This is a genomic window from Clostridium sp. JNZ J1-5 (assembly GCF_053901425.1).
Map to the genome: position 1 here is coordinate 2,615,684 of NZ_CM132773.1, position 19,250 is coordinate 2,634,933.

Below are 19,250 nucleotides of genomic sequence, written 5' to 3' on the forward strand. Positions count from 1 at the left end.
ATAAATAAGCATGCTGGCATGGCTCAACTGGTAGAGCAACTGACTTGTAATCAGTAGGTTCCGGGTTCAAGTCCTGGTGCCAGCACCAATTTCGGAGGAGTTCCCGAGTGGCCAAAGGGGGCAGACTGTAAATCTGTTACGTTTCGTTTCGATGGTTCGAATCCATCCTCCTCCACCATATAAATAAATGGGCGCATAGCTCAGCTGGGAGAGCATCTGCCTTACAAGCAGGGGGTCACAGGTTCGAGCCCTGTTGTGCCCACCATTTATTTTTAGAGAAGTTGGTAGCTGTTAAGTTTTTTAAAAGTTAATATGGAGGAGTTCCCGAGTGGCCAAAGGGGGCAGACTGTAAATCTGTTACGTTTCGTTTCGATGGTTCGAATCCATCCTCCTCCACCATAGAAGACATCAATGTTGATGTCTTTTTTTATTTTTGTTTTATATGAATGTTGATTTTAAATTCAGTTAAAACCTCCTATTTTTAAATTTATATAAATCAAATTAAATATTTGTATAAAATAAATATTTGTAAAATTAATGATAAGTTAAGCTTCATGTTATTGACATGGATATTATACTGTGATAATATTATTTTGCTTAAGTAAAATTAAATAATAGATAAGAAAAAATCTTATCAAGAGAGGTGGAGGGACTGGCCCTGTGAAACCCAGCAACCGGTACTGTTGTACTAAGGTGCTAATTCCTGCAGATTTAATCTGCAAGATAAGAAATCATGATAATCACGCAATCAACCTCTTCAATTAAGAAGGGGTTTTATTTTTTTTTAGAAAGGAGATTTTAGAATGAGAAGATTGTTTACTTCAGAATCAGTAACAGAAGGACATCCAGATAAAATGTGTGACCAAATTTCAGATGCTATTTTGGATGCTATTTTAGAAAAAGATCCTAATGGAAGGGTAGCTTGTGAAACGGCGGTTACAACTGGAATGGTTATGGTTATGGGAGAAATATCCACGAACTGTTATGTTGATATTTCAAAGCTTGTAAGAGAAGTCGTTACAGATATAGGATATACAAGAGCTAAATATGGATTTGACGCTGAAACATGTGCTGTATTGACAGCAATTGATGAACAATCAGTAGATATAGCTATGGGTGTAGATGAAGCCCTAGAGTCAAGAGAAGGTGAAAAAGACGAAGTTGAGGCAATAGGAGCTGGAGATCAAGGACTTATGTTTGGATTTGCTTCTAATGAAACACCAGAATATATGCCTCTTCCTATAAGTATGGCACATAAGCTTTCAAGAAGATTAACAGAGGTTAGAAAGAACGGTATATTACCATACTTAAGACCGGATGGTAAAACTCAAGTTACAGTTGAATATGAGGATGATAAACCTGTAAGAATAGATGCTATAGTTGTTTCAACTCAACATGATCCAGAAGTTACACAAGAGCAAATACGTAAAAATCTTATGGAACATGTAATAAGATTTATAATTCCTAATGAATGGTTAGATGACAAAACAAAGTACTACATAAATCCAACAGGAAGATTTGTTATCGGTGGACCACATGGAGATACAGGATTAACAGGAAGAAAGATTATAGTTGATACTTATGGTGGATACGGAAGACATGGTGGCGGAGCTTTTTCAGGAAAAGATCCAACAAAAGTTGACAGATCAGCAGCTTACGCAGCAAGATGGGTTGCTAAAAACTTGGTAGCAGCTGGAGTTGCAGATAAACTTGAAATAGGTTTAGCTTATGCGATAGGTGTTGCTCGCCCAGTATCACTTTTAGTAAATACTTTTGGAACAGGAAAAGTTGAAGACGATAAAATAGTAGAAATAGTTAACAAAGTATTTGACTTAAGACCTGGTGCAATAATTAGAGATTTAGAATTAAGAAGACCATTATATAGACAAACAGCAGCTTATGGGCACTTTGGAAGAACTGATGTAGAACTTCCATGGGAACAGCTAGATAAAGTAGAAGCTATCAAAAAATATATATAATAATTGAATTAAACATTTTAGTATAAAAAGCTAATATCATAGTGATATTAGCTTTTTTTATATGGAGCAGATAAGTAGCTTTAGGTTTATTAAATAAAATCATGGTAAAAATATTAAATAATACATAATAGTTGAGAAGTGTTAGGCATATACCTTATAATTAACTTAAGTTAATTATATTTTAGGAGCGATTTTATGGCTGAAGTACAAGGAACAGTAGAGGGAATAGTTTTTAAAAACGAAAATAATGGATATGTAGTAGCACATATAAAGGATAAGAAAAAGAAAATCACTATAACTGGATTCATACCTTATATATCAGAAGGGCAAAATTTAAAAATTCAGGGTGAATGGTTTAATCATCCTCAATTTGGTGAACAATTTAAAGTGAGTTCATGTGAAGAGATAGTTCCAACTTCACTAGAGGGAATAGAAAAATATCTATCTTCAGGTATAATATCAGGAATAGGACCAGTTACTGCAAAAAAAATTGTAGAGCACTTTGGGGAAGAAACCTTAGAGATATTAGATGAAAATATAGAAAGATTAAAAGAAATAGATGGTATAGGAATAAAAAAGATAGAGACTATATCTAAATCTTATGCAAAACAAAGAGAGATAAGGAATATAATGGTGTTCCTTCAGACTTATGGAGTTACTGTTAAGCAATGTATTAAAATCCATAAAAGATACGGAGCAAATTCAATAAATGCAGTGAAAGAGAATCCATATGCTTTAACCGATGAAATCTCAGGTATTGGATTCAAAACAGCTGATAAAATAGCAAGAAGCCTAGGGATAGAGAGTAATTCTCCATTTAGAATACAGTGTGGTATAAGATATATAGTAAATCAATTTTGTAGTATGGGAAATACATACATGCCTTTAACTAAGTTGACTAAAGAAGCCCAAAGTATACTAGGAATTCCAAATGAAGATATAATTCAAAATATACAGGAATCCGTTCTAAATGGAAAACTTAAGGTAGAGATAATCAACAATGAGGAATGTGTATTTACCATGCCTTATTATTATTGTGAACTATCTGTTACAAGCAAGATACTTACGCTTTCCACCAGTAGCTATGATAATATTAAAATTGATATAGATGAAGAAATAAAAAGTTTTGAAAAAAATAATAATATTACTTTTGCTCCAACTCAAATTGAGGCCATAGAAGGTGCATTTCAAAATGGGTTAGAAATAATAACAGGGGGACCTGGTACAGGGAAGACTACAATAATAAAATGTATAACAGAAATATTTGAAAACTCAGCTATGACTGTATTTATGGCAGCACCAACTGGAAGAGCAGCTAAGAGAATGAGTGAAGCTACTGGAAGAGAAGCTAAGACCATACATAGACTTTTAGAGCTTGGATTTAGCGATGAAGATGATATGGAATTTTCAAGAGGGGAAGAATCTCCATTACAATGCGATGTATTGATAATTGATGAAGCATCCATGATAGATATATTGCTTATGAATAACTTACTTAAGGCAATTCCTATGGGAACAAGACTTATAATAGTTGGTGATGCAGACCAATTACCTTCTGTAGGACCAGGAAATGTATTAAGAGATTTAATAGAGAGCAAGTGCGTAAAGGTTGTAAGATTAAAAGATATATTTAGGCAAGCTGAAGAAAGTATGATTGTAGTAAATGCTCATAAAATTAATAATGGAGAAATGCCTATTCTAAATAAAAAAAATAAAGATTTTTATTTTTTAAAGGGAGAAGATCCAGAAAAAATTTTAGATACATTGGTAGAGCTTATTTATGAAAGACTGCCAAAGTTTAATAGAGATTGGAATAAAATAAAGGATATTCAGATATTAACTCCAATGAGAAAAGGGATACTAGGAGTAGAGAGTTTAAATAAGAGACTTCAACAAATATTAAACCCTAAAGACAAAATAAAAAGTGAAATTGAATTTAAAGACAATATATTTAGGGTTGGAGATAAGGTTATGCAGACTAAAAACAATTATAACTTAAAATGGACCAGAATAAGCGGGGAAGGGGAAGAAGAGGGTCTCGGAGTATTTAATGGAGACATAGGCTACGTATGGGAAATAGATGAAGATAAAGTAAATGTAGTTTTTGATGAAGAAAGAAAAATTACTTATGACAATATGTATTTGGATGAACTAGAGCTTGCATATGCTATGACGGTTCACAAGAGTCAAGGAAGTGAATTCCCAGTAGTTATTATGCCAATGTTTATGGGCCCGCCACTTTTAATGAATAAAAATCTTTTTTATACAGGAATTACTAGAGCTAAAAAAATGGTAGTCTTAGTGGGGCTTCAAAAAGCTGTTAGTTTTATGATTAATAATAATAGAAGTTATGAAAGGTATTCGGCACTAAAATGGAGGATATTGAATATACTAGAAGGTGATGTTGTTAATGATAAAAGTTTATCCTAAGGGGATGAGAGTGAAATGTATCTAGCTAATACAGGCTATAGTGGTACAAAAGAAAAAGTAATTAAAGAAATAATTGATTGGAGCCTGGGAAAAGAAAAATTTATGAATTTAATTTCACCACCATATAATTTAGCTGAACTTTTTTTAGAATTAATATTAGGTTTCACAAAAAATAATAAGAAGGTTTTATATATAACCAATGAGGAAACTAGCGATGTTCAACTTATAAAGGATATAAAAAAGTTAAGTAGTTTCAGGCAATATGTATATTTTAAAGAAAATAGTGATTATAATAGAGCACTTTTAGTTATATCCAAACATAATAATCTAGATAAAATCAAAGCTGAATTTGATTTAGTTATTTATGATGATATAAAAAGTTTTTCATTTTACAAGAAGGAGAATATTGCAGAAGTTTCAATAAGGAAATGTAAAGATAATGGTAAAGTATTAGTCTATTCAATAGAAAAAATTTTTAATGGAAGCAGAGAAGTAATCTTTCCTGTAAGGGCAAATCATTGCCCTATAGTAGAGCCGAAATTTATTTCTACCAGAATAGATATAAATAAAGATATACCGTATGTAATTTATGAGTATTTAGAATGGTCAATAAGCTGTAGTGGTAGGGTTATTGTATATGTTCCAGATGAAGATAGGGTGAATAATGTATATAATTATTTATCTAAGTACTGCAGCAAGTTTGTAAAAAGTACATTATATTATGTAAAGAATAATAACGATAAAAATACTTTATATAAGTTTATTAGTGCAAAGAATGGAATAATTATTACCAATCATTTTAATGATATAAAGTTTGATTTAAATAATGTTAATGTTATGGTATTTTTTGCTGATGATAAATATTTTGATTATAAAAAGTTAGTTTATCTTTGTGGAAAGGTAGGAAGAAGTGAGAAAAACCTTAGAGGTGAAGTTGTATTTCTTGGAAATAATGAAACTGAGGATATTGACATATCTAGAAGTATAACAAGATACTTCAATAAAGAAGCATGGGAAATGGATTTATTAAGGATATAAAATATTTAGTAGATTGCATATTAGATGTTATATATAGTTCAGGAGAAGAGTGTATATCATGTAAAGAGTATACTGGAAATGGAAAGTTATTATGCAGAAATTGCACCCTAAAAATTAAACCATGCAACGATGCTTTTGACATTTCAGTTAAGGAGTATAAATTTAAGTGTTATAGCGCAGCTTATTATTCAGGTCTGGTAAAAGAGTTAATAGCTAGATTGAAATATAAAAGCGATTTTAAAGCTGGTGAAGCTTTAGTAGAGTATATGTTGTCTACTATTAAAAGACATAATTTAAAATTTGACATAATTACTTATGTGCCTTTAACAAAGAAGAGCCTTAGAAAAAGAGGATATAATCAAAGCAAGTATATAGCTAAACTAATTGGAAATGATACAAATACTAAGGTTATACCACTCTTAAAGAAAATAAGGGATACAAAAGATCAAATAGGGTTAAATGCTGAGGAAAGATGGAATAATTTAGAAAATTCTTATAAAAGTATTAACAGTAAAGAAATCCATGGTAAGACTATACTTTTGATAGATGATGTAGTAACAACAGGCGCTACAGCTTTTTACTGTGCAAAAGACATGGTAGAGCATGGTGCAAAAGAGGTGTACATAGCCACCGCTGCAAGAAGCAACATAATAATGCCCCTAAATTCTATTATATCATAAAAGCTTCAAATTATCTCTCTAGAGGTTATATATTAATAGAGAAATATAAAGAGGAAAATAATTGTATATGAGAATAAAATGCGTTAATATTCTGTAAATTCAGCCTGAATAATTTGTTATTAACTTAACTTCTTTAATTTAAAAAGCTATTTTACCAATTGTAGATATAAAATCACCTTTGTGAATTAGTTTCCATTATACGTGAGTATAGTTATCCTATAGAATTTTATGCCTTTTTTAAGAAACCAATTTTAACTTGTTAAACACTATTTCTATAGGTATATCATTCTTAGCTTGCTCATAAACAAAGCACACAAGTTCCTTAGCCGATAGGCTTTGAATAAGCCTGATGGTATCACCTACGGTGTACATTGAAGTAAGATGACATATTCTATATATTTCTAAGAAATTCATCGCTAAAAATACAAGCAAGAAATATCTCTCGATAGAGAGTATACTTTGGACCTTATATTTATCAAAGGCTAAATGGCTTTTAAGGTATTTATAATTAGTTTCAATACTCCATCTATTTAGATAGTATTTTATTATAGTTTGAGCATCAAGCTCTATGTCTGTCGACATTAAATATACAGGGGCTTTAAAGCCTTCGCCATCAGCTTCATAGCAGATTAAAACTAGCGCATTTTCAATTTTTGAAACTTTGCCTTCGTATTTATATACTCGATATTTCTTACCCTTGACGGTAACTACATCTAAGGTAGAAGGATCAATATATTTGGCGAATTCTTTCAGTTGCATTGAAATTCCTAAAGGAGATATTTTCCTATTGGACTTCAACGCACCGATTAGGTAAAAACCTTGCATTAAACTGCTATCTACAAGCTTCTGGCTAGTGTACCAACTATCAACAAGACAATATACTTTATCGCAATTAGATGGCTTTTCAAATGAGCTTATGAAGTCAACTGCAATATCAGACTTTCCCATGAATGGTTTGTTATGTTTTAAGCAATTTTCTTCACTTAAATAGGTTTTATAGTTTAAGGGGATAGATATATCTCCTACAACAAAATTAGAAGTAACCACACAGTGAGACCAAAGATTTTTACCCTCTGTATGGGAGTGATTATAGCTTAAGCATTCCATCTTCTTTGCTTGTATTTTAGGATTTACCGTATCATCTATTACTAAGAATCCTACGGATTTTGGTTCTATAAGTTTTTCAAAGTGCAGCTTTAAATAGCTAATGCGATTTCTATCAATGAGACTATCGTCCCATTTGGAACGGCTTAAAAACCTATATATACAGCTGCTACTTTTAGCACTTAATATGTGTTCTGAAATATTTAATAAAGATTTATTGCCAGGTAAATTTATTAATCCATTTATAATTGTGGTTAGATGATGAAATTGTGGTTTATTCATTCCATAATTTACATCATTTAAGTAGTTGTAAAGTTCATTATTAATGGATACAATATTATTGCTTGGCATACTGATAACCCCCCGTGATTATGATTGTGTGGTAACTTTTATATATCACGGAAACCGTCAGTGTGCCATATTTATTTTTTGGCAACATTACCAAATTGAATTTTTATTTTGCAGAACTAAAGTTATTAATTTAAATTAGTAATAAAATATAATAAATAGCACAAATAATAATACAAATACTAACCAACCATATCTCCTAATATATTAGAAGATATATAAGAAAGGGGCTGGCTTTATGAACATAACAGTAAATGGAAAAAACATAACTGTGACAAAAGGATTGAAAGAGGCAGTTGAACGAAAATTATCTAAACTAGAAAAGTATTTTAGTCCTAGTGTAGAAGCAAATGCAACTTTAAGTGTTCAAAAGAATAGGCAAATAGTTGAGGTTACAATTCCTTTCAATGGAGTTATATTGAGAGCAGAAGAAGGTAATGATGATATGTATTCTGCTATAGATATAGTACTAGAAAAATTAGAAAGACAGATAAGAAAACAAAAGACTAAATTAGAAAGAAGAAAATACGGTGATGCATTAAAGTTCCAGTTTATACCTGATTATAATTCATCTGCAGATGTAAATGATGAATTTAAAATAGCAAAAACAAAGCGATTCCCAGTAAAACCAATGAATGACGAAGAGGCTATACTTCAAATGGAACTTCTAGGACATAACTTCTTTGTATATACTAATGCTGATACTAACGAAGTAAATGTTGTATATAAAAGGAAAGATGGTCAATATGGATTAATAGAACCAGAATATTAGATAAAAGTAATTAAAGGAGGTAAAACACCTCCTTTTTACTTGTTTTTAAAATAAATAAAGTAGCAAATTTAATTTAAATAATAAGATAGTAATTTTATACAAATGTAATAATTATTTAAAATCTATGCTGTTGAACCCAGTATAATTAGATGTTATAATCAATAAGTGTAGTTAAATTAAGGATTTTTTATAAAATATAAAAATGGTTAGTGAGGATGAAGTAAATGGGATTATTTGAGAAGTTATTTGGTACATATAGTGAAAGAGAACTAAAAAAAATTATTCCTATAGTTGATAAAATTGAATCTTATGATGATAAATTAAAAAACTTAACTGATGAAGAATTAAGAAATAAAACTACTGAATTTAAAAAAATGTTAGAAGAAGGTAAGACATTAGAGGATATACTCCCAGAAGCTTTTGCAGTAGTAAGAGAGGCTTCAGGAAGAGTTTTAGGAATGAAACATTTTAGAGAGCAGCTTATGGGTGGAATAGTTTTGCATCAAGGAAGAATTGCGGAAATGAAAACTGGTGAAGGTAAGACACTAGTTGCAACACTACCTGCTTATTTGAATGCATTATCAGGAAAAGGTGTTCATGTAGTTACAGTAAATGACTATCTTGCTAAAAGAGATAGAGATCAAATGGGTGAATTATATGGTTTCTTAGGACTTACTACAGGAGTTATAGTACATGAATTAAATAATGATGAAAGAAGAGAATCATATAATAGCGATATAACTTACGGAACAAACAATGAATTTGGATTTGATTACTTAAGAGATAACATGGTTATATATAAAGAGGAAAGAGTTCAAAGAGAACTAAATTATTGTATAGTTGACGAAGTCGACTCTATCTTAATCGATGAAGCTAGAACCCCATTAATAATTTCTGGAGAAGGGGAAAAGTCTACCGATTTTTATAAAGTTGCAGATTTCTTTGCTAAGTCATTAAAAGAGGAAGACTATACAAAGGATGAAAAAACTAACTCAGTAATATTAACAGATTTAGGAGTAGATAAGGCAGAAAAGTTCTTCCATATAGAAAACTATGCTGATGCAGAAAACATGCAAGTTCAGCACCACGTAGTTCAAGCATTAAAAGCCAATTACATGATGAAACGTGATAAAGATTATATGGTAAAAGATGATGAAGTTATAATAGTAGATGAATTTACAGGAAGACTTATGGAAGGTAGAAGATATAGTGATGGTCTTCACCAAGCTATAGAAGCTAAAGAAGGAGTAAAAATACAAAAAGAATCGAAAACTCTTGCAACTATAACATTCCAAAACTATTTTAGAATGTACTCTAAACTTTCTGGTATGACTGGAACAGCCCAGACAGAAGAAGGCGAATTTAGAGAGATTTATGGATTAGATGTAATAGTTGTACCAACTCACATGCCAGTAGCAAGAATGGATTCACCAGATGTAGTATATAAATCAGAAAAAGCTAAATTTAAAGCTATAGTTAATGATATAGAAGAAACTTATAGAAAAGGGCAGCCAGTACTTGTTGGTACAGTAAGTATCGAAAAGTCAGAACTTCTTTCTGATATGTTAAAGCGAAAAGGGGTACCTCATAGAGTTCTTAATGCTAAATATCATGAACAAGAAGCTGAAATTATTTCTCATGCTGGTGAGAAGGGTACAGTTACTATTGCTACAAATATGGCAGGCCGTGGTACTGATATTAAACTTGCAGAAGAAGTTACAAACCTTGGTGGTCTTAAGGTAATAGGTACAGAAAGACACGAGTCAAGACGTATAGATAATCAATTAAGAGGACGTTCTGGACGTCAAGGAGACCCAGGATTCTCAAGATTCTATGTATCTTTGGATGATGACCTAATGAGAATATTTGCATCAGAAAGACTTCAAGGAATAGTTGAAAAACTTGGTTTAAGTGATGAAGACGCAATAGAGAGTAAATTAGTTAGTAGCGCTATAGAAAATGCTCAAAAGAAGGTTGAAGGAAATAACTTTGATGTTAGAAAAACTGTTTTAAAATATGATGATGTTATGAATCAACAAAGAGAAGTTATATACAAACAAAGATCACAAGTTCTTGAAGGAGAATCATTAAAAGATGACGTTCAAGAGATGATAAGAGACGTAATTGCACAGGCAGTTAGTGCTCATATGTCAGGGTTAGATGAAGAATTAGAAGAAGATATTAATAAGCTTATCTCTTATTTAGAAGAAATATATCTTCCAAAGGGAACTGTTGCTGTAGACGAACTAAAAGTTATGTCTGATGATGAAATAAAAGAAAAGCTAATTCAAATTGCTGAAGAAATCTATGCACAAAAAGAAGAGGCTATAGGATCTGACCAAATGAGAGAAATAGAAAGAGTAATCTTATTAAAGGTTGTTGATACTAAGTGGATGGATCATATAGACAATATGGATCACCTAAAACAAGGTATGGGACTTAGAGCATATAGACAACAGGATCCTGTTCAAGCATACCAATTTGAAGGTAGCGAAATGTTTGAAGAAATGATACAGAGTATAAAAGTAGACACTGCTAAGTACTTATTCCATGTTCAAGTTGCAAGTCCTGCTACTATGGAAAGAGAGAGAGTTGTAAAAGAAACTTCAACAAATATGGGCGGAGATGATTCTCTAAAAAAAGAGCCTGTTAGAAGAAAAGACGATAAAATAGGTAGAAATGATCTTTGTCCTTGTGGAAGTGGGAAAAAATACAAGAATTGTTGTGGAAAATAAGTCAAGATAACCAAAGTAAAAATCCAGCTGTGCTGGGTTTTTTACTTATAATTATATTATATTCAATAAAAATTAATGAGGGATGTGATTAAATGATAATTCAGTTAGAAGAAGCTAGAAATAGAGTATCTGAATTAAAAAGAAATTTAGATGAAGTGAGGGTTTCACTTTGACATAGGAATACTAGAAAAAAGATTATCAGAGCTTGAAAATACTATGCAGGAACCAAATTTCTGGGAAGATATTAATAGGGCCCAAGAAGTAACACAAAAAGCCAAGGGATTAAAAGATAGATTAGACAGCTATAATAATACTAAGTCAAAATTAGAAGATCTAGAAGTTCTAATTGATATGAGCATAGAAGAAGAGGATGAATCTTCTGTAGAGGAAATAGAAAGCGAAATAAATGAGATAGATAAAATAATAGATAATTTTAAAATACAGATTTTACTTTCAGGAGAATACGATAAAAATAATGCAATATTAACTCTACATGCCGGAGCTGGCGGAACTGACGCTCAAGATTGGACTCAGATGCTTTTAAGAATGTACTCAAGATGGGCAGAATCAAAAGGATATAAAATTGAAACACTAGATTTAATACCTGGGGATGAAGCTGGAATTAAAAGTGTGAGTTTAAAAGTGTCTGGAGAATTTGCATATGGATACTTGAAAGCGGAAAAAGGTATTCATCGTTTAGTAAGAATTTCTCCTTTTAATGCTAATGGAAAAAGGCAAACATCTTTTGCATCTATGGAAGTGCTTCCAGAGTTAACTGAAAGTCAAGATATAGAAATAAGGCCGGAAGATTTAAGAGTAGACACATATCGTTCTAGTGGAGCCGGTGGGCAACACGTTAACAAAACAGATTCAGCAGTTAGAATTACCCATTTACCAACAGGAGTAGTTGTCCAGAGCCAAAGTGAAAGAAGTCAATTTCAAAACAAAGATACTGCTATGAGTATGCTTAAGTCAAAGTTAGTAGAACTTAAAGAACGAGCTCATAAAGAGAAGGTAGAAGATCTTACTGGAGATCTGAAAGATATTGGCTGGGGAAGTCAAATAAGGTCTTATGTATTTCAACCATATACTATGGTAAAGGATCATAGAACAAACAAGGAAATTGGGAATGTAGAAGCAGTTATGGATGGAGATATAGATTTATTTATAACTGAATTTTTAAAAGCTAATAAAAATATTTAATGATAAAGAGTCCCACATATTTGAAATTTAATTATATGAGGGACTCTTTTTATTTTAGTTCTTTACTTTAAATAAATATTAATTTTTATATCAGTCTAAAATTTTTATTAAATTTCATATTAACATTGAATGTGATTTTCTTCAGGTTCGGTAACTGTTGGAGCTTCACGTCTTGGTCTAGGTCTATGGTGGTGTCTTACAAAGGTATATACAACTTGTCCACAATCAATAGATTCAGTACTTATTAGCCTAAATCCAGCGTTAAGAAGTCTTTCTATAGCTTCGCTGCAGCGTATGCCGCCAGGTATTCTTCTATGGCTACATCTTTCAACTATAAATTCGTTATTCCATCCAAAGCCACAGCCTAGTCTGCACACTAGTATTACAACTTCTGTGTGTCTATTACTCATATATTTTACTCCTTCCTCAATATAATGGGAATTGAAGCAATGCTTAAAGAAAGCTTGTCTCATTACATATTATGCGGATATATAGATATGAGTTACTAAATTATTATTAAGAAAAATTTGTAATAGTGGAAAATATATAATTTCTTTTTTATTTACTTAAACTCATAAATTAAAACTAACAGGTCAAACTATTATTGTTGAGTTTACTATTAATAAGATTGAAAAGGAGAGATGAAAATGCCAACAGGAAATAAGTTAGAACAAGCTTTAGCTTCGGCTAAAGGATTAGCATCAGATTTAAAAACATTTTCACTAGATACAGATTGCCAAGAAGCTAAACAAATGTTTAGTCAATTATCAACAAATGTTGAAAATGTAGCACAAGCAATACAAGGTAGACTTGATTTCGTAAAGGATGAGGAACCTCAATATAGAGGATAGAAATAATAGTATAGCTTAGTAATTTAGAATCTACTTCTTTATTTAGAATTGAAATTTAAATTTCTTTTATAAATAAAGAAGTATTTTTATATATTTAAATGAGATTTACTCATTTCATATCTTCTACATATTTTTGCAATTAGGTGCAAACTATAAAAATAAGTATACTTATATAATTAACAAAGGTGTGGGTACAATGAGGAGTAAAACAATAGATGTGATACTGTTCTTACTAATAGTAATAATATTCATAAGTTATTTTTCAATTAGGTCACAAGTATTTACTAGATATAATTTCCCGGGAGAATTACTGAATATAGAGGAATGTATTACTAATAAAAAGTGGAATGAAGCTAACTTAAAGGCGATTAAATTAGAAGAAACATGGGAAAAGTTAGTTCCATTTATTGCTTTAAATTATGGGGAAGAGGATTTTTCAAGAATGGAAGATGCTATAAGTAGAATAATAAAAAGTACTGAAAATAAAAACGCTTCAGAAGCACTGTCAAATACAATGATTGCAGAAAAGCTTTGGGAAAACTTTAAAAGATTTTTACCTATACCTTGAAAGGAGAATATAATCTATATGGAGATTATCGTACTATTGTCAAAGGCTGGAGTAATGATGTTAGTTACTTGGACATGTTTAAGATTTTTAGGTAAAAAATCAATTGCTGATATGACTTCTTATGATTTAGCAGCTACTATGATTTTAAGCAATATAACTGCTGAACCATTAGTCTATAAAATTGTTACTAAGGCTACCGTAGGCGGGTTAGCTGTAACTATTGTTGCAGTATTAATAGGAATTATATCTTTAAGTAAATTTTTTTATAATATAGATGCAACTCCTTTAGTTTTAGTTGTTAACGGAAAAATATTGAAAGATGAGCTAAAAAGAAGCCGTATAAACATTCCATTACTAATGTCTGAATTAAGGTTAAAAGGATATCAAGATTTAGCTGATATAGAATTTGTTATTGTTGAGCCAAATGGAAGAATATCAGTTATACCTAAGTCACAATCAAGACCAATTCAACCATCAGATTTGTCAATCACTACTTCACCAATTAATTTAAGTTATTCTCTAATTATAGATGGAAGAATTATGGAGGATAATTTATTATTTTTAAAGCAAGATAAAAATTGGCTATATCAACAGCTAAAGCCTTTTGGAGTGAGTAGTGTAGAAGAAGTTTTATTAGCTCAAATAGATTCTAAAGGGAATTTATATGTAAATAAGAGAAATAAAAATATTAAGACACCAAGTTTATATTAAACATAATTTTGGCTTATAGCTAGTTTAGCTATAAGCCAATTTATATTTGTGAGTAAAATATATAAAAATATTTATAGACTAAATTATTAATATTTAAAATGTATATGAACTTTTTTTCAAGTTCAGCGTTATATTAAGGAAAAAGGAGTGATAGCATGAATGCAATAAATATCAATAATCTTACAAAATCTTATGATGGAAGTAATAAAGTTCTAGATAATATAAGCTTTTCTATACCAAAAGGAGAAATATTTGGATTTTTAGGCCCAAATGGCTCAGGTAAAACTACTACAGTGAGAATTTTAAATGGAATATTAACTCCAAGTTCCGGTAGTGCTGAAATTTTAGATAAAGATATAATAAAAAGTCCATTAGATATTCATAGAATAAGTGGTGTTATGACAGAAAGTGCTTCTTCATATGAAAATCTTACTGGCGAAGAAAATTTATTATTTTTTGGAAGAATGCATGGAATAGATGAGGAAGATATAAAGAGAAGAAGCGGAGACATATTAGAGAAACTAGAAATTTATGATGCTAAAGATAAAAAAGTAAAAGAATATAGTACAGGTATGAAAAAGAGAATATCTCTAGCTATAGCATTAATTCATCAGCCAAAGATTCTGTTTTTAGATGAACCAACATCTGGACTAGATCCAGAAACCGCTTTAAATGTCACAAGGCTTATAAAAAGATTAGCAGATGAGAAGGAGGTAACTATTTTTTTATGTACTCACCAGTTAAAGTATGCAGAAGAAATTTGTAGTTTATATGGATTTATAAATAAGGGGAAGATGCTTGGAATAGGTACTTTTCATGAACTTATAAAGGACAAGGGGGCGGGAATAACTCTTAGGATAAGAGGAAAGTTTGATGGAAGTAAATATGGCTTGGTTAGTTATGAAGAAGGTATCTATAAGAAGTCTATATCTAATGATGAAGAGGCCTCAGAGCTTTTATATAATATATTAAATAGTGGCGGAAGGGTATATGAAGTAAATCATGAAAGATGGAATTTAGAAAAGTTATACTTTAGTTACATGAGGGGTGATAATAATGAATAGAATTGAAAGAACATTAATGTATAAAGATATAAGAGAAATAACTGGATCAAAGCAAATTTATGTGCCTATGATAATTGTCCCTATAATCATGATGGTGATTATTCCAACTGTTTTAGTTGTAGCTAGTCATTTTGGCGGTAAGGGAATTGAAGCAATAAATGGATTGGATAGGCTTATAGAAAATTTACCAAAGGAATATAAAGAATTACCACAAGGGCAACTAATATTAAAATCAGCTTTAAATTTTATGTTTCCAGCACTGTTTTTAATAATTCCCATAATGCTTTCTAGCATGTTAGGGGCAAGTAGTTTTGTAGGAGAAAAAGAGCATAAAACCATGGAAACTTTACTTTATACCCCAATAACTATGGAACAGCTATTAAAGGCGAAGATACTTAGTATCTTTATCCCCTCATATGTAATAACTTTAGTGTCTTATATTTTATTTGGAATTGTAATCAATATTGGAGGATTTCTTCAATTTAATAGAATAATTTTTCCGGATATAAAGTGGATCATTATAATTTTATGGCTAACTCCAGCAATAACACTATTTTCATTAACTTTTACTGTCCTTATATCAGCTAAATCTAAGAGCTTCCAAGAAGCCCAGCAAATAGGTGGCTTGTTAGTGCTTCCAGTACTATTTTTAATTGTAGGACAGACCACAGGGCTATTTTTACTTAATAATATGATGGTAGTGGTGGCAGGAGCAATTCTATTTATTTTAGACTATGTTCTTGTGAATATGATATCAAAAAAGTTTACTGCAGAAAAACTCATATAATAGGCTACGTTTTAAGAGATTGTTGATTTCGTATAATGAACTCAACAATCTTTAAAACAGAGCCATAAATAAAAAGTTGATAATATTAATGCTTTTTACATATTTTTAAAGGGAAATTAAGTATTAATATAGAATATTAGGAAGAAAGATAATATAAGGAGGGATTTTTTTGAGTAAAAATAAATTCAAAAAGACATTTATTCTGTGCTTAACCTTACTAATTCTTTCGTTTCTTAATTTAACAAAGGTTCATGCTTTATCTAGTCAGGAAATGATAACAGACACTATAAAATGGGGGTCAATCACTGAGAAAACAAATGTTGCCAATGATAAGGAATGGAAAATCAAATTTAATAAATCAATAGACAGTACCACAGCCATAGGGAAAAATATTTATGTCGTGGATGAAAATGAAAATCTAGTTTCTACATCTATAAAATTGAATTTTGATAATACAGAAATACAGGTTATACCAAGTCAAAAGTATGTTGAGGGAAAGAGATACACTTTATATATTAAGGACTTAAAAGCTAAAGATGGAAGTTTACTAAATAATAATGTTAAAATGCCATTTAGCATAGTTCAAAATACAATAATAGAAGTCAAAAACACGAAAGAATTACTTGAGAATATAGGGCCTAATAGGACATTAATCTTAAAAGCTGGTGACTACAATTTGTTAGCTCCTCTAGTTTTAAATAATAAATATATTAGATACGGAGAAGTTTTTGATGGAATGGAATTAATAATTAGAAACTTAGACAATCTAACAATTAAAGGCGAAGAAGGGGCAAAAGTACAGTTGCTTGTTGAGCCAAGATATGCAACTGTACTTAATTTTAGCAATTGCAATAACATTAACATTGAAAATATAATTGCAGGACACTATCCAGATGAAGGCTATTGCACAGGAGGTGTACTTTACTTTGATAGCAGCAAAAATATAAATATAAATAATGCTGAATTGTTTGGCTGTGGTACTATGGGGGTAACGCTATATGATGTTGAAAATTTCTTCTTCAATAATTCAATTATTAAAGAATGTTCATATGGTATTATGGATATAAATGAATCCAAGAATGTAAAGTTTAATGATTCAAATTTTTATGATTGTAGAGAGTATGATTTGATTCAGATATATGATAGTGGTAGTGTAGAATTTAATAGATGTAATATATATAATAATATGATAAATGATGATTATGATACGGGCTATGCGCTATTCCAAGTTGATCTTTATTCTAAAGTAATAGTAAACGGAGGCAGTATAAAAAATAATTGTGTAAAAGATTTAGTTAATGATGAAGATAAAGATAGAGTTATTTTTAATAATGTAGATATTAAGAACAATACAATATTCAAATAAGAATCAATATAAACAAGCCATCACCAGATAAATTTAAAGGTGATGGCTTATTTATTTAAACATAGTAATTTATAAAATTCATATAATGTAATTATAATAAGTATGCGTAACCACTCTTTGAATTATTGGAGGGATAAGGATGAAATATGAGCTTATTATCTTTGATGCGGATGAAACACTGCTAGATTTCAAAAGGGCAGAGGAAGATGCTTTTGAAAATACTATGGCATATTTTAATTTAGATTACAGTAGAGAAAATTATTTAGAAGCCTATAGAGAAATTAATGAAGCTGTTTGGGATGAATTTGAGAAAGAACTAATATCTGCTGAAGATTTAAAAGTAGAAAGATTTAAAAGGTTTTTTAAAGCTGTTAATTTAGATTTAGATCCTAAAAAAGCAAATGAACTATATATGGATAAATTGTGCAAAAGTTGCTTTGTTTTAGATGGAGCTGTGGATATTTTAAGAGAATTGCAAGGAAATTTTAAACTTGCATTAGTAACAAATGGACTCGTTGATGTTCAAGATGTTCGAATAAGACAATCTGAAATTGCAAAATTTTTTCATACTATAGTCATATCAGAAGAAATTGGAGTAGCAAAACCTAATCCAGAAATATTTAAATATACCTTTAAAAAGGTTGGGCATATGCATAAGGAGACGGCATTAGTTGTAGGAGACAGTTTAAAATCGGATATTAAATGCGGTATTAGTTTTGGGATAGATACATGCTGGTTTAATCCTAAAAGGTTGCAAAATGATACCGATATTAAACCAGTTTATGAAATAAATAGTTTAGAGCAATTAAAAGACATTGTATTTAGGTAAAGTTTATCTATATATTACATGACTACTAGATTTAAGGGGGAGATAAATTTAAAATGATCAATTTTTTTAGAAAAGGGAAAGTAATATTTTTAGCCTTTATAGTTATTGCAGCAATAGTTTTTTTAGTAACGATAAATTTAAAATTCACACATGAAAACACTGTTAGCAGCACGCAAATAGCCAGCGAGCTTGCTAAGATTTCTGAACTTGCTACTTGTAAAAATACTTATACAGATGTATTTTTTATAAAAGATAGTAAAAAAATAAGTGACTTTTCAGTACCATTTACTACAAAAGCACTTTTGGTAAGATATACTGGATATATAAAAGCTGGAGTTGATTTGAAAGATACGGTGATAACTGTGGATAAGAAAAGTAATAAAGTTGATATAAAAATAAAGGAAGCAAAAATTTTAGATAATGTTATAGATACTAAGAATGTAACTATTTTAGATGAAAGATATACTATATTTAATCAAGTAGATAGTCAACAGATTTTTGATGAGCTGAATAAAAATAAAATTCAGTTAGAGAAAAAAATTATATCAGAAGGATTTTTACAGAAGGCAAATGACAATGCTAAAATATTGCTAGATGCAATATTAAAAGGCATGGGATTTGAAAATGTGAATATAGAATTTAATTGATATAATGGGGCTGTGGCACTAAGAATAAATACTACAATATATTGTTTTAACTTTAAACTTGCAAAACAGTATATATTGTATGTAAATTCCTTAATGCGGCAGCCCCATTAATGTTGATTTTTACATTCATTTAAAACT

Annotated in this window: 17 protein-coding genes, 4 tRNA genes and 1 riboswitch; of the genes, 19 read left to right on the plus strand and 2 right to left on the minus strand. The window is 30.3% G+C overall.

The window, feature by feature from the left end; genetic code table 11:
- The first annotated feature begins 12 nt into the window (after positions 1–12).
- From ACWW38_RS12620 to ACWW38_RS12655, 8 genes are all read left to right on the plus strand, one after another.
- Positions 13–88 (plus strand) — tRNA-Thr (locus tag ACWW38_RS12620).
- A 5-nt stretch (positions 89–93) separates the two neighbouring features.
- Positions 94–178, plus strand: a tRNA-Tyr gene (locus ACWW38_RS12625).
- 11 nt (positions 179–189) lie between these two features.
- Positions 190–265 (plus strand) — tRNA-Val (locus ACWW38_RS12630).
- A 49-nt stretch (positions 266–314) separates the two neighbouring features.
- Positions 315–399: transfer RNA gene (locus ACWW38_RS12635), tRNA-Tyr, on the plus strand.
- Between the two features lie 229 nt (positions 400–628).
- A riboswitch (SAM riboswitch) is annotated at positions 629–730 on the plus strand.
- Between the two features lie 73 nt (positions 731–803).
- Positions 804–1,979 (plus strand): methionine adenosyltransferase, encoded by a 1,176-nt coding sequence (metK, locus tag ACWW38_RS12640; protein WP_456257906.1) that lies wholly within the window; start codon positions 804–806, stop codon positions 1,977–1,979.
- A 195-nt stretch (positions 1,980–2,174) separates the two neighbouring features.
- Positions 2,175–4,409, plus strand: coding sequence for an SF1B family DNA helicase RecD2 (gene recD2, locus ACWW38_RS12645; RefSeq protein ID WP_456257907.1), 2,235 nt, complete (start codon positions 2,175–2,177; stop codon positions 4,407–4,409).
- A gap of 15 nt (positions 4,410–4,424) precedes the next feature.
- On the plus strand, positions 4,425–5,447 hold the full coding sequence (locus ACWW38_RS12650; RefSeq protein WP_456257908.1) for a hypothetical protein: 1,023 nt from the start codon (positions 4,425–4,427) through the stop codon (positions 5,445–5,447).
- The gene (locus tag ACWW38_RS12655; RefSeq protein ID WP_456257909.1) at positions 5,420–6,127 is read left to right on the plus strand and encodes a ComF family protein; all 708 of its coding nucleotides are present in this window, start codon (positions 5,420–5,422) and stop codon (positions 6,125–6,127) included. Before ACWW38_RS12650 ends, ACWW38_RS12655 begins: the two co-directional genes overlap by 28 nt.
- A 237-nt stretch (positions 6,128–6,364) precedes the next feature.
- Here ACWW38_RS12655 and ACWW38_RS12660 read toward each other — a convergent pair whose 3' ends face one another.
- A complete protein-coding gene (locus tag ACWW38_RS12660; protein WP_456257760.1) occupies positions 6,365–7,582 on the minus strand; it encodes an IS701 family transposase in 1,218 nt (405 codons plus the stop codon).
- Positions 7,583–7,817: 235 nt separating this feature from the next.
- Between ACWW38_RS12660 and hpf the strand changes: the two genes are divergently transcribed.
- The 3 genes from hpf to prfB all read left to right on the plus strand — a co-directional run bounded on the left by hpf (position 7,818) and on the right by prfB (position 12,289).
- Entirely contained in the window at positions 7,818–8,351 is a 534-nt protein-coding gene (hpf, locus tag ACWW38_RS12665; RefSeq protein ID WP_456257910.1) for a ribosome hibernation-promoting factor, HPF/YfiA family, read from the plus strand.
- A 224-nt stretch (positions 8,352–8,575) separates the two neighbouring features.
- Entirely contained in the window at positions 8,576–11,086 is a 2,511-nt protein-coding gene (secA, locus tag ACWW38_RS12670; RefSeq protein ID WP_456257911.1) for a preprotein translocase subunit SecA, read from the plus strand.
- Positions 11,087–11,178: 92 nt separating this feature from the next.
- Positions 11,179–12,289 (plus strand): peptide chain release factor 2 gene (gene prfB, locus ACWW38_RS12675; protein ID WP_456257912.1). Its coding sequence is split into 2 segments (ribosomal slippage): positions 11,179–11,256 and positions 11,258–12,289, totalling 1,110 coding nucleotides; the frame shifts between segments, so codons are not numbered across the junction.
- Positions 12,290–12,408: 119 nt separating this feature from the next.
- Here prfB and ACWW38_RS12680 read toward each other — a convergent pair.
- On the minus strand, positions 12,409–12,699 hold the full coding sequence (locus ACWW38_RS12680; RefSeq protein ID WP_456257913.1) for a hypothetical protein: 291 nt from the start codon (positions 12,697–12,699) through the stop codon (positions 12,409–12,411).
- A 237-nt stretch (positions 12,700–12,936) separates the two neighbouring features.
- Between ACWW38_RS12680 and ACWW38_RS12685 the strand changes: the two genes are divergently transcribed.
- From ACWW38_RS12685 to ACWW38_RS12720, 8 genes are all read left to right on the plus strand, one after another.
- A complete protein-coding gene (locus ACWW38_RS12685) occupies positions 12,937–13,140 on the plus strand; it encodes a DUF1657 domain-containing protein (RefSeq protein WP_456257914.1) in 204 nt (67 codons plus the stop codon).
- A 196-nt stretch (positions 13,141–13,336) separates the two neighbouring features.
- On the plus strand, positions 13,337–13,708 hold the full coding sequence (locus tag ACWW38_RS12690; protein ID WP_456257915.1) for a hypothetical protein: 372 nt from the start codon (positions 13,337–13,339) through the stop codon (positions 13,706–13,708).
- A gap of 18 nt (positions 13,709–13,726) precedes the next feature.
- Positions 13,727–14,419 carry a DUF421 domain-containing protein gene (locus ACWW38_RS12695; protein WP_456257916.1) on the plus strand — a complete coding sequence of 231 codons (693 nt, stop codon included), beginning with the start codon at positions 13,727–13,729 and terminating at the stop codon, positions 14,417–14,419.
- A gap of 155 nt (positions 14,420–14,574) precedes the next feature.
- Positions 14,575–15,483 carry an ABC transporter ATP-binding protein gene (locus tag ACWW38_RS12700; protein ID WP_456257917.1) on the plus strand — a complete coding sequence of 303 codons (909 nt, stop codon included), beginning with the start codon at positions 14,575–14,577 and terminating at the stop codon, positions 15,481–15,483.
- On the plus strand, positions 15,476–16,270 hold the full coding sequence (locus tag ACWW38_RS12705; RefSeq protein WP_456257918.1) for an ABC transporter permease: 795 nt from the start codon (positions 15,476–15,478) through the stop codon (positions 16,268–16,270). The genes ACWW38_RS12700 and ACWW38_RS12705 overlap by 8 nt, the downstream gene beginning before the upstream one ends.
- 169 nt (positions 16,271–16,439) lie before the next feature.
- Positions 16,440–17,636: a right-handed parallel beta-helix repeat-containing protein gene (locus ACWW38_RS12710; RefSeq protein ID WP_456257919.1), complete on the plus strand. Its 1,197-nt coding sequence runs from the start codon at positions 16,440–16,442 to the stop codon at positions 17,634–17,636.
- A gap of 139 nt (positions 17,637–17,775) precedes the next feature.
- Entirely contained in the window at positions 17,776–18,465 is a 690-nt protein-coding gene (locus ACWW38_RS12715; RefSeq protein WP_456257920.1) for a YjjG family noncanonical pyrimidine nucleotidase, read from the plus strand.
- A 53-nt stretch (positions 18,466–18,518) separates the two neighbouring features.
- A complete protein-coding gene (locus ACWW38_RS12720; RefSeq protein WP_456257921.1) occupies positions 18,519–19,112 on the plus strand; it encodes a DUF4230 domain-containing protein in 594 nt (197 codons plus the stop codon).
- The last annotated feature ends 138 nt before the right edge of the window (positions 19,113–19,250 follow it).

Bases quoted from the DNA above. Each gene is read 5' to 3' on its own strand.
- ACWW38_RS12650 (WP_456257908.1), top strand. From the start codon at position 4,425: ATGTATCTAGCTAATACAGGCTATAGTGGTACAAAAGAAAAAGTAATT.
- secA (WP_456257911.1), top strand. From the start codon at position 8,576: ATGGGATTATTTGAGAAGTTATTTGGTACATATAGTGAAAGAGAACTA.
- ACWW38_RS12685 (WP_456257914.1), top strand. From the start codon at position 12,937: ATGCCAACAGGAAATAAGTTAGAACAAGCTTTAGCTTCGGCTAAAGGA.
- recD2 (WP_456257907.1), top strand. From the start codon at position 2,175: ATGGCTGAAGTACAAGGAACAGTAGAGGGAATAGTTTTTAAAAACGAA.
- ACWW38_RS12715 (WP_456257920.1), top strand. From the start codon at position 17,776: ATGAAATATGAGCTTATTATCTTTGATGCGGATGAAACACTGCTAGAT.
- ACWW38_RS12690 (WP_456257915.1), top strand. From the start codon at position 13,337: ATGAGGAGTAAAACAATAGATGTGATACTGTTCTTACTAATAGTAATA.
- ACWW38_RS12695 (WP_456257916.1), top strand. From the start codon at position 13,727: ATGGAGATTATCGTACTATTGTCAAAGGCTGGAGTAATGATGTTAGTT.
- ACWW38_RS12705 (WP_456257918.1), top strand. From the start codon at position 15,476: ATGAATAGAATTGAAAGAACATTAATGTATAAAGATATAAGAGAAATA.
- hpf (WP_456257910.1), top strand. From the start codon at position 7,818: ATGAACATAACAGTAAATGGAAAAAACATAACTGTGACAAAAGGATTG.
- ACWW38_RS12660 (WP_456257760.1), bottom strand. From the start codon at position 7,582: ATGCCAAGCAATAATATTGTATCCATTAATAATGAACTTTACAACTAC.
- ACWW38_RS12680 (WP_456257913.1), bottom strand. From the start codon at position 12,699: ATGAGTAATAGACACACAGAAGTTGTAATACTAGTGTGCAGACTAGGC.
- ACWW38_RS12655 (WP_456257909.1), top strand. From the start codon at position 5,420: ATGGGAAATGGATTTATTAAGGATATAAAATATTTAGTAGATTGCATA.
- ACWW38_RS12700 (WP_456257917.1), top strand. From the start codon at position 14,575: ATGAATGCAATAAATATCAATAATCTTACAAAATCTTATGATGGAAGT.
- ACWW38_RS12720 (WP_456257921.1), top strand. From the start codon at position 18,519: ATGATCAATTTTTTTAGAAAAGGGAAAGTAATATTTTTAGCCTTTATA.
- metK (WP_456257906.1), top strand. From the start codon at position 804: ATGAGAAGATTGTTTACTTCAGAATCAGTAACAGAAGGACATCCAGAT.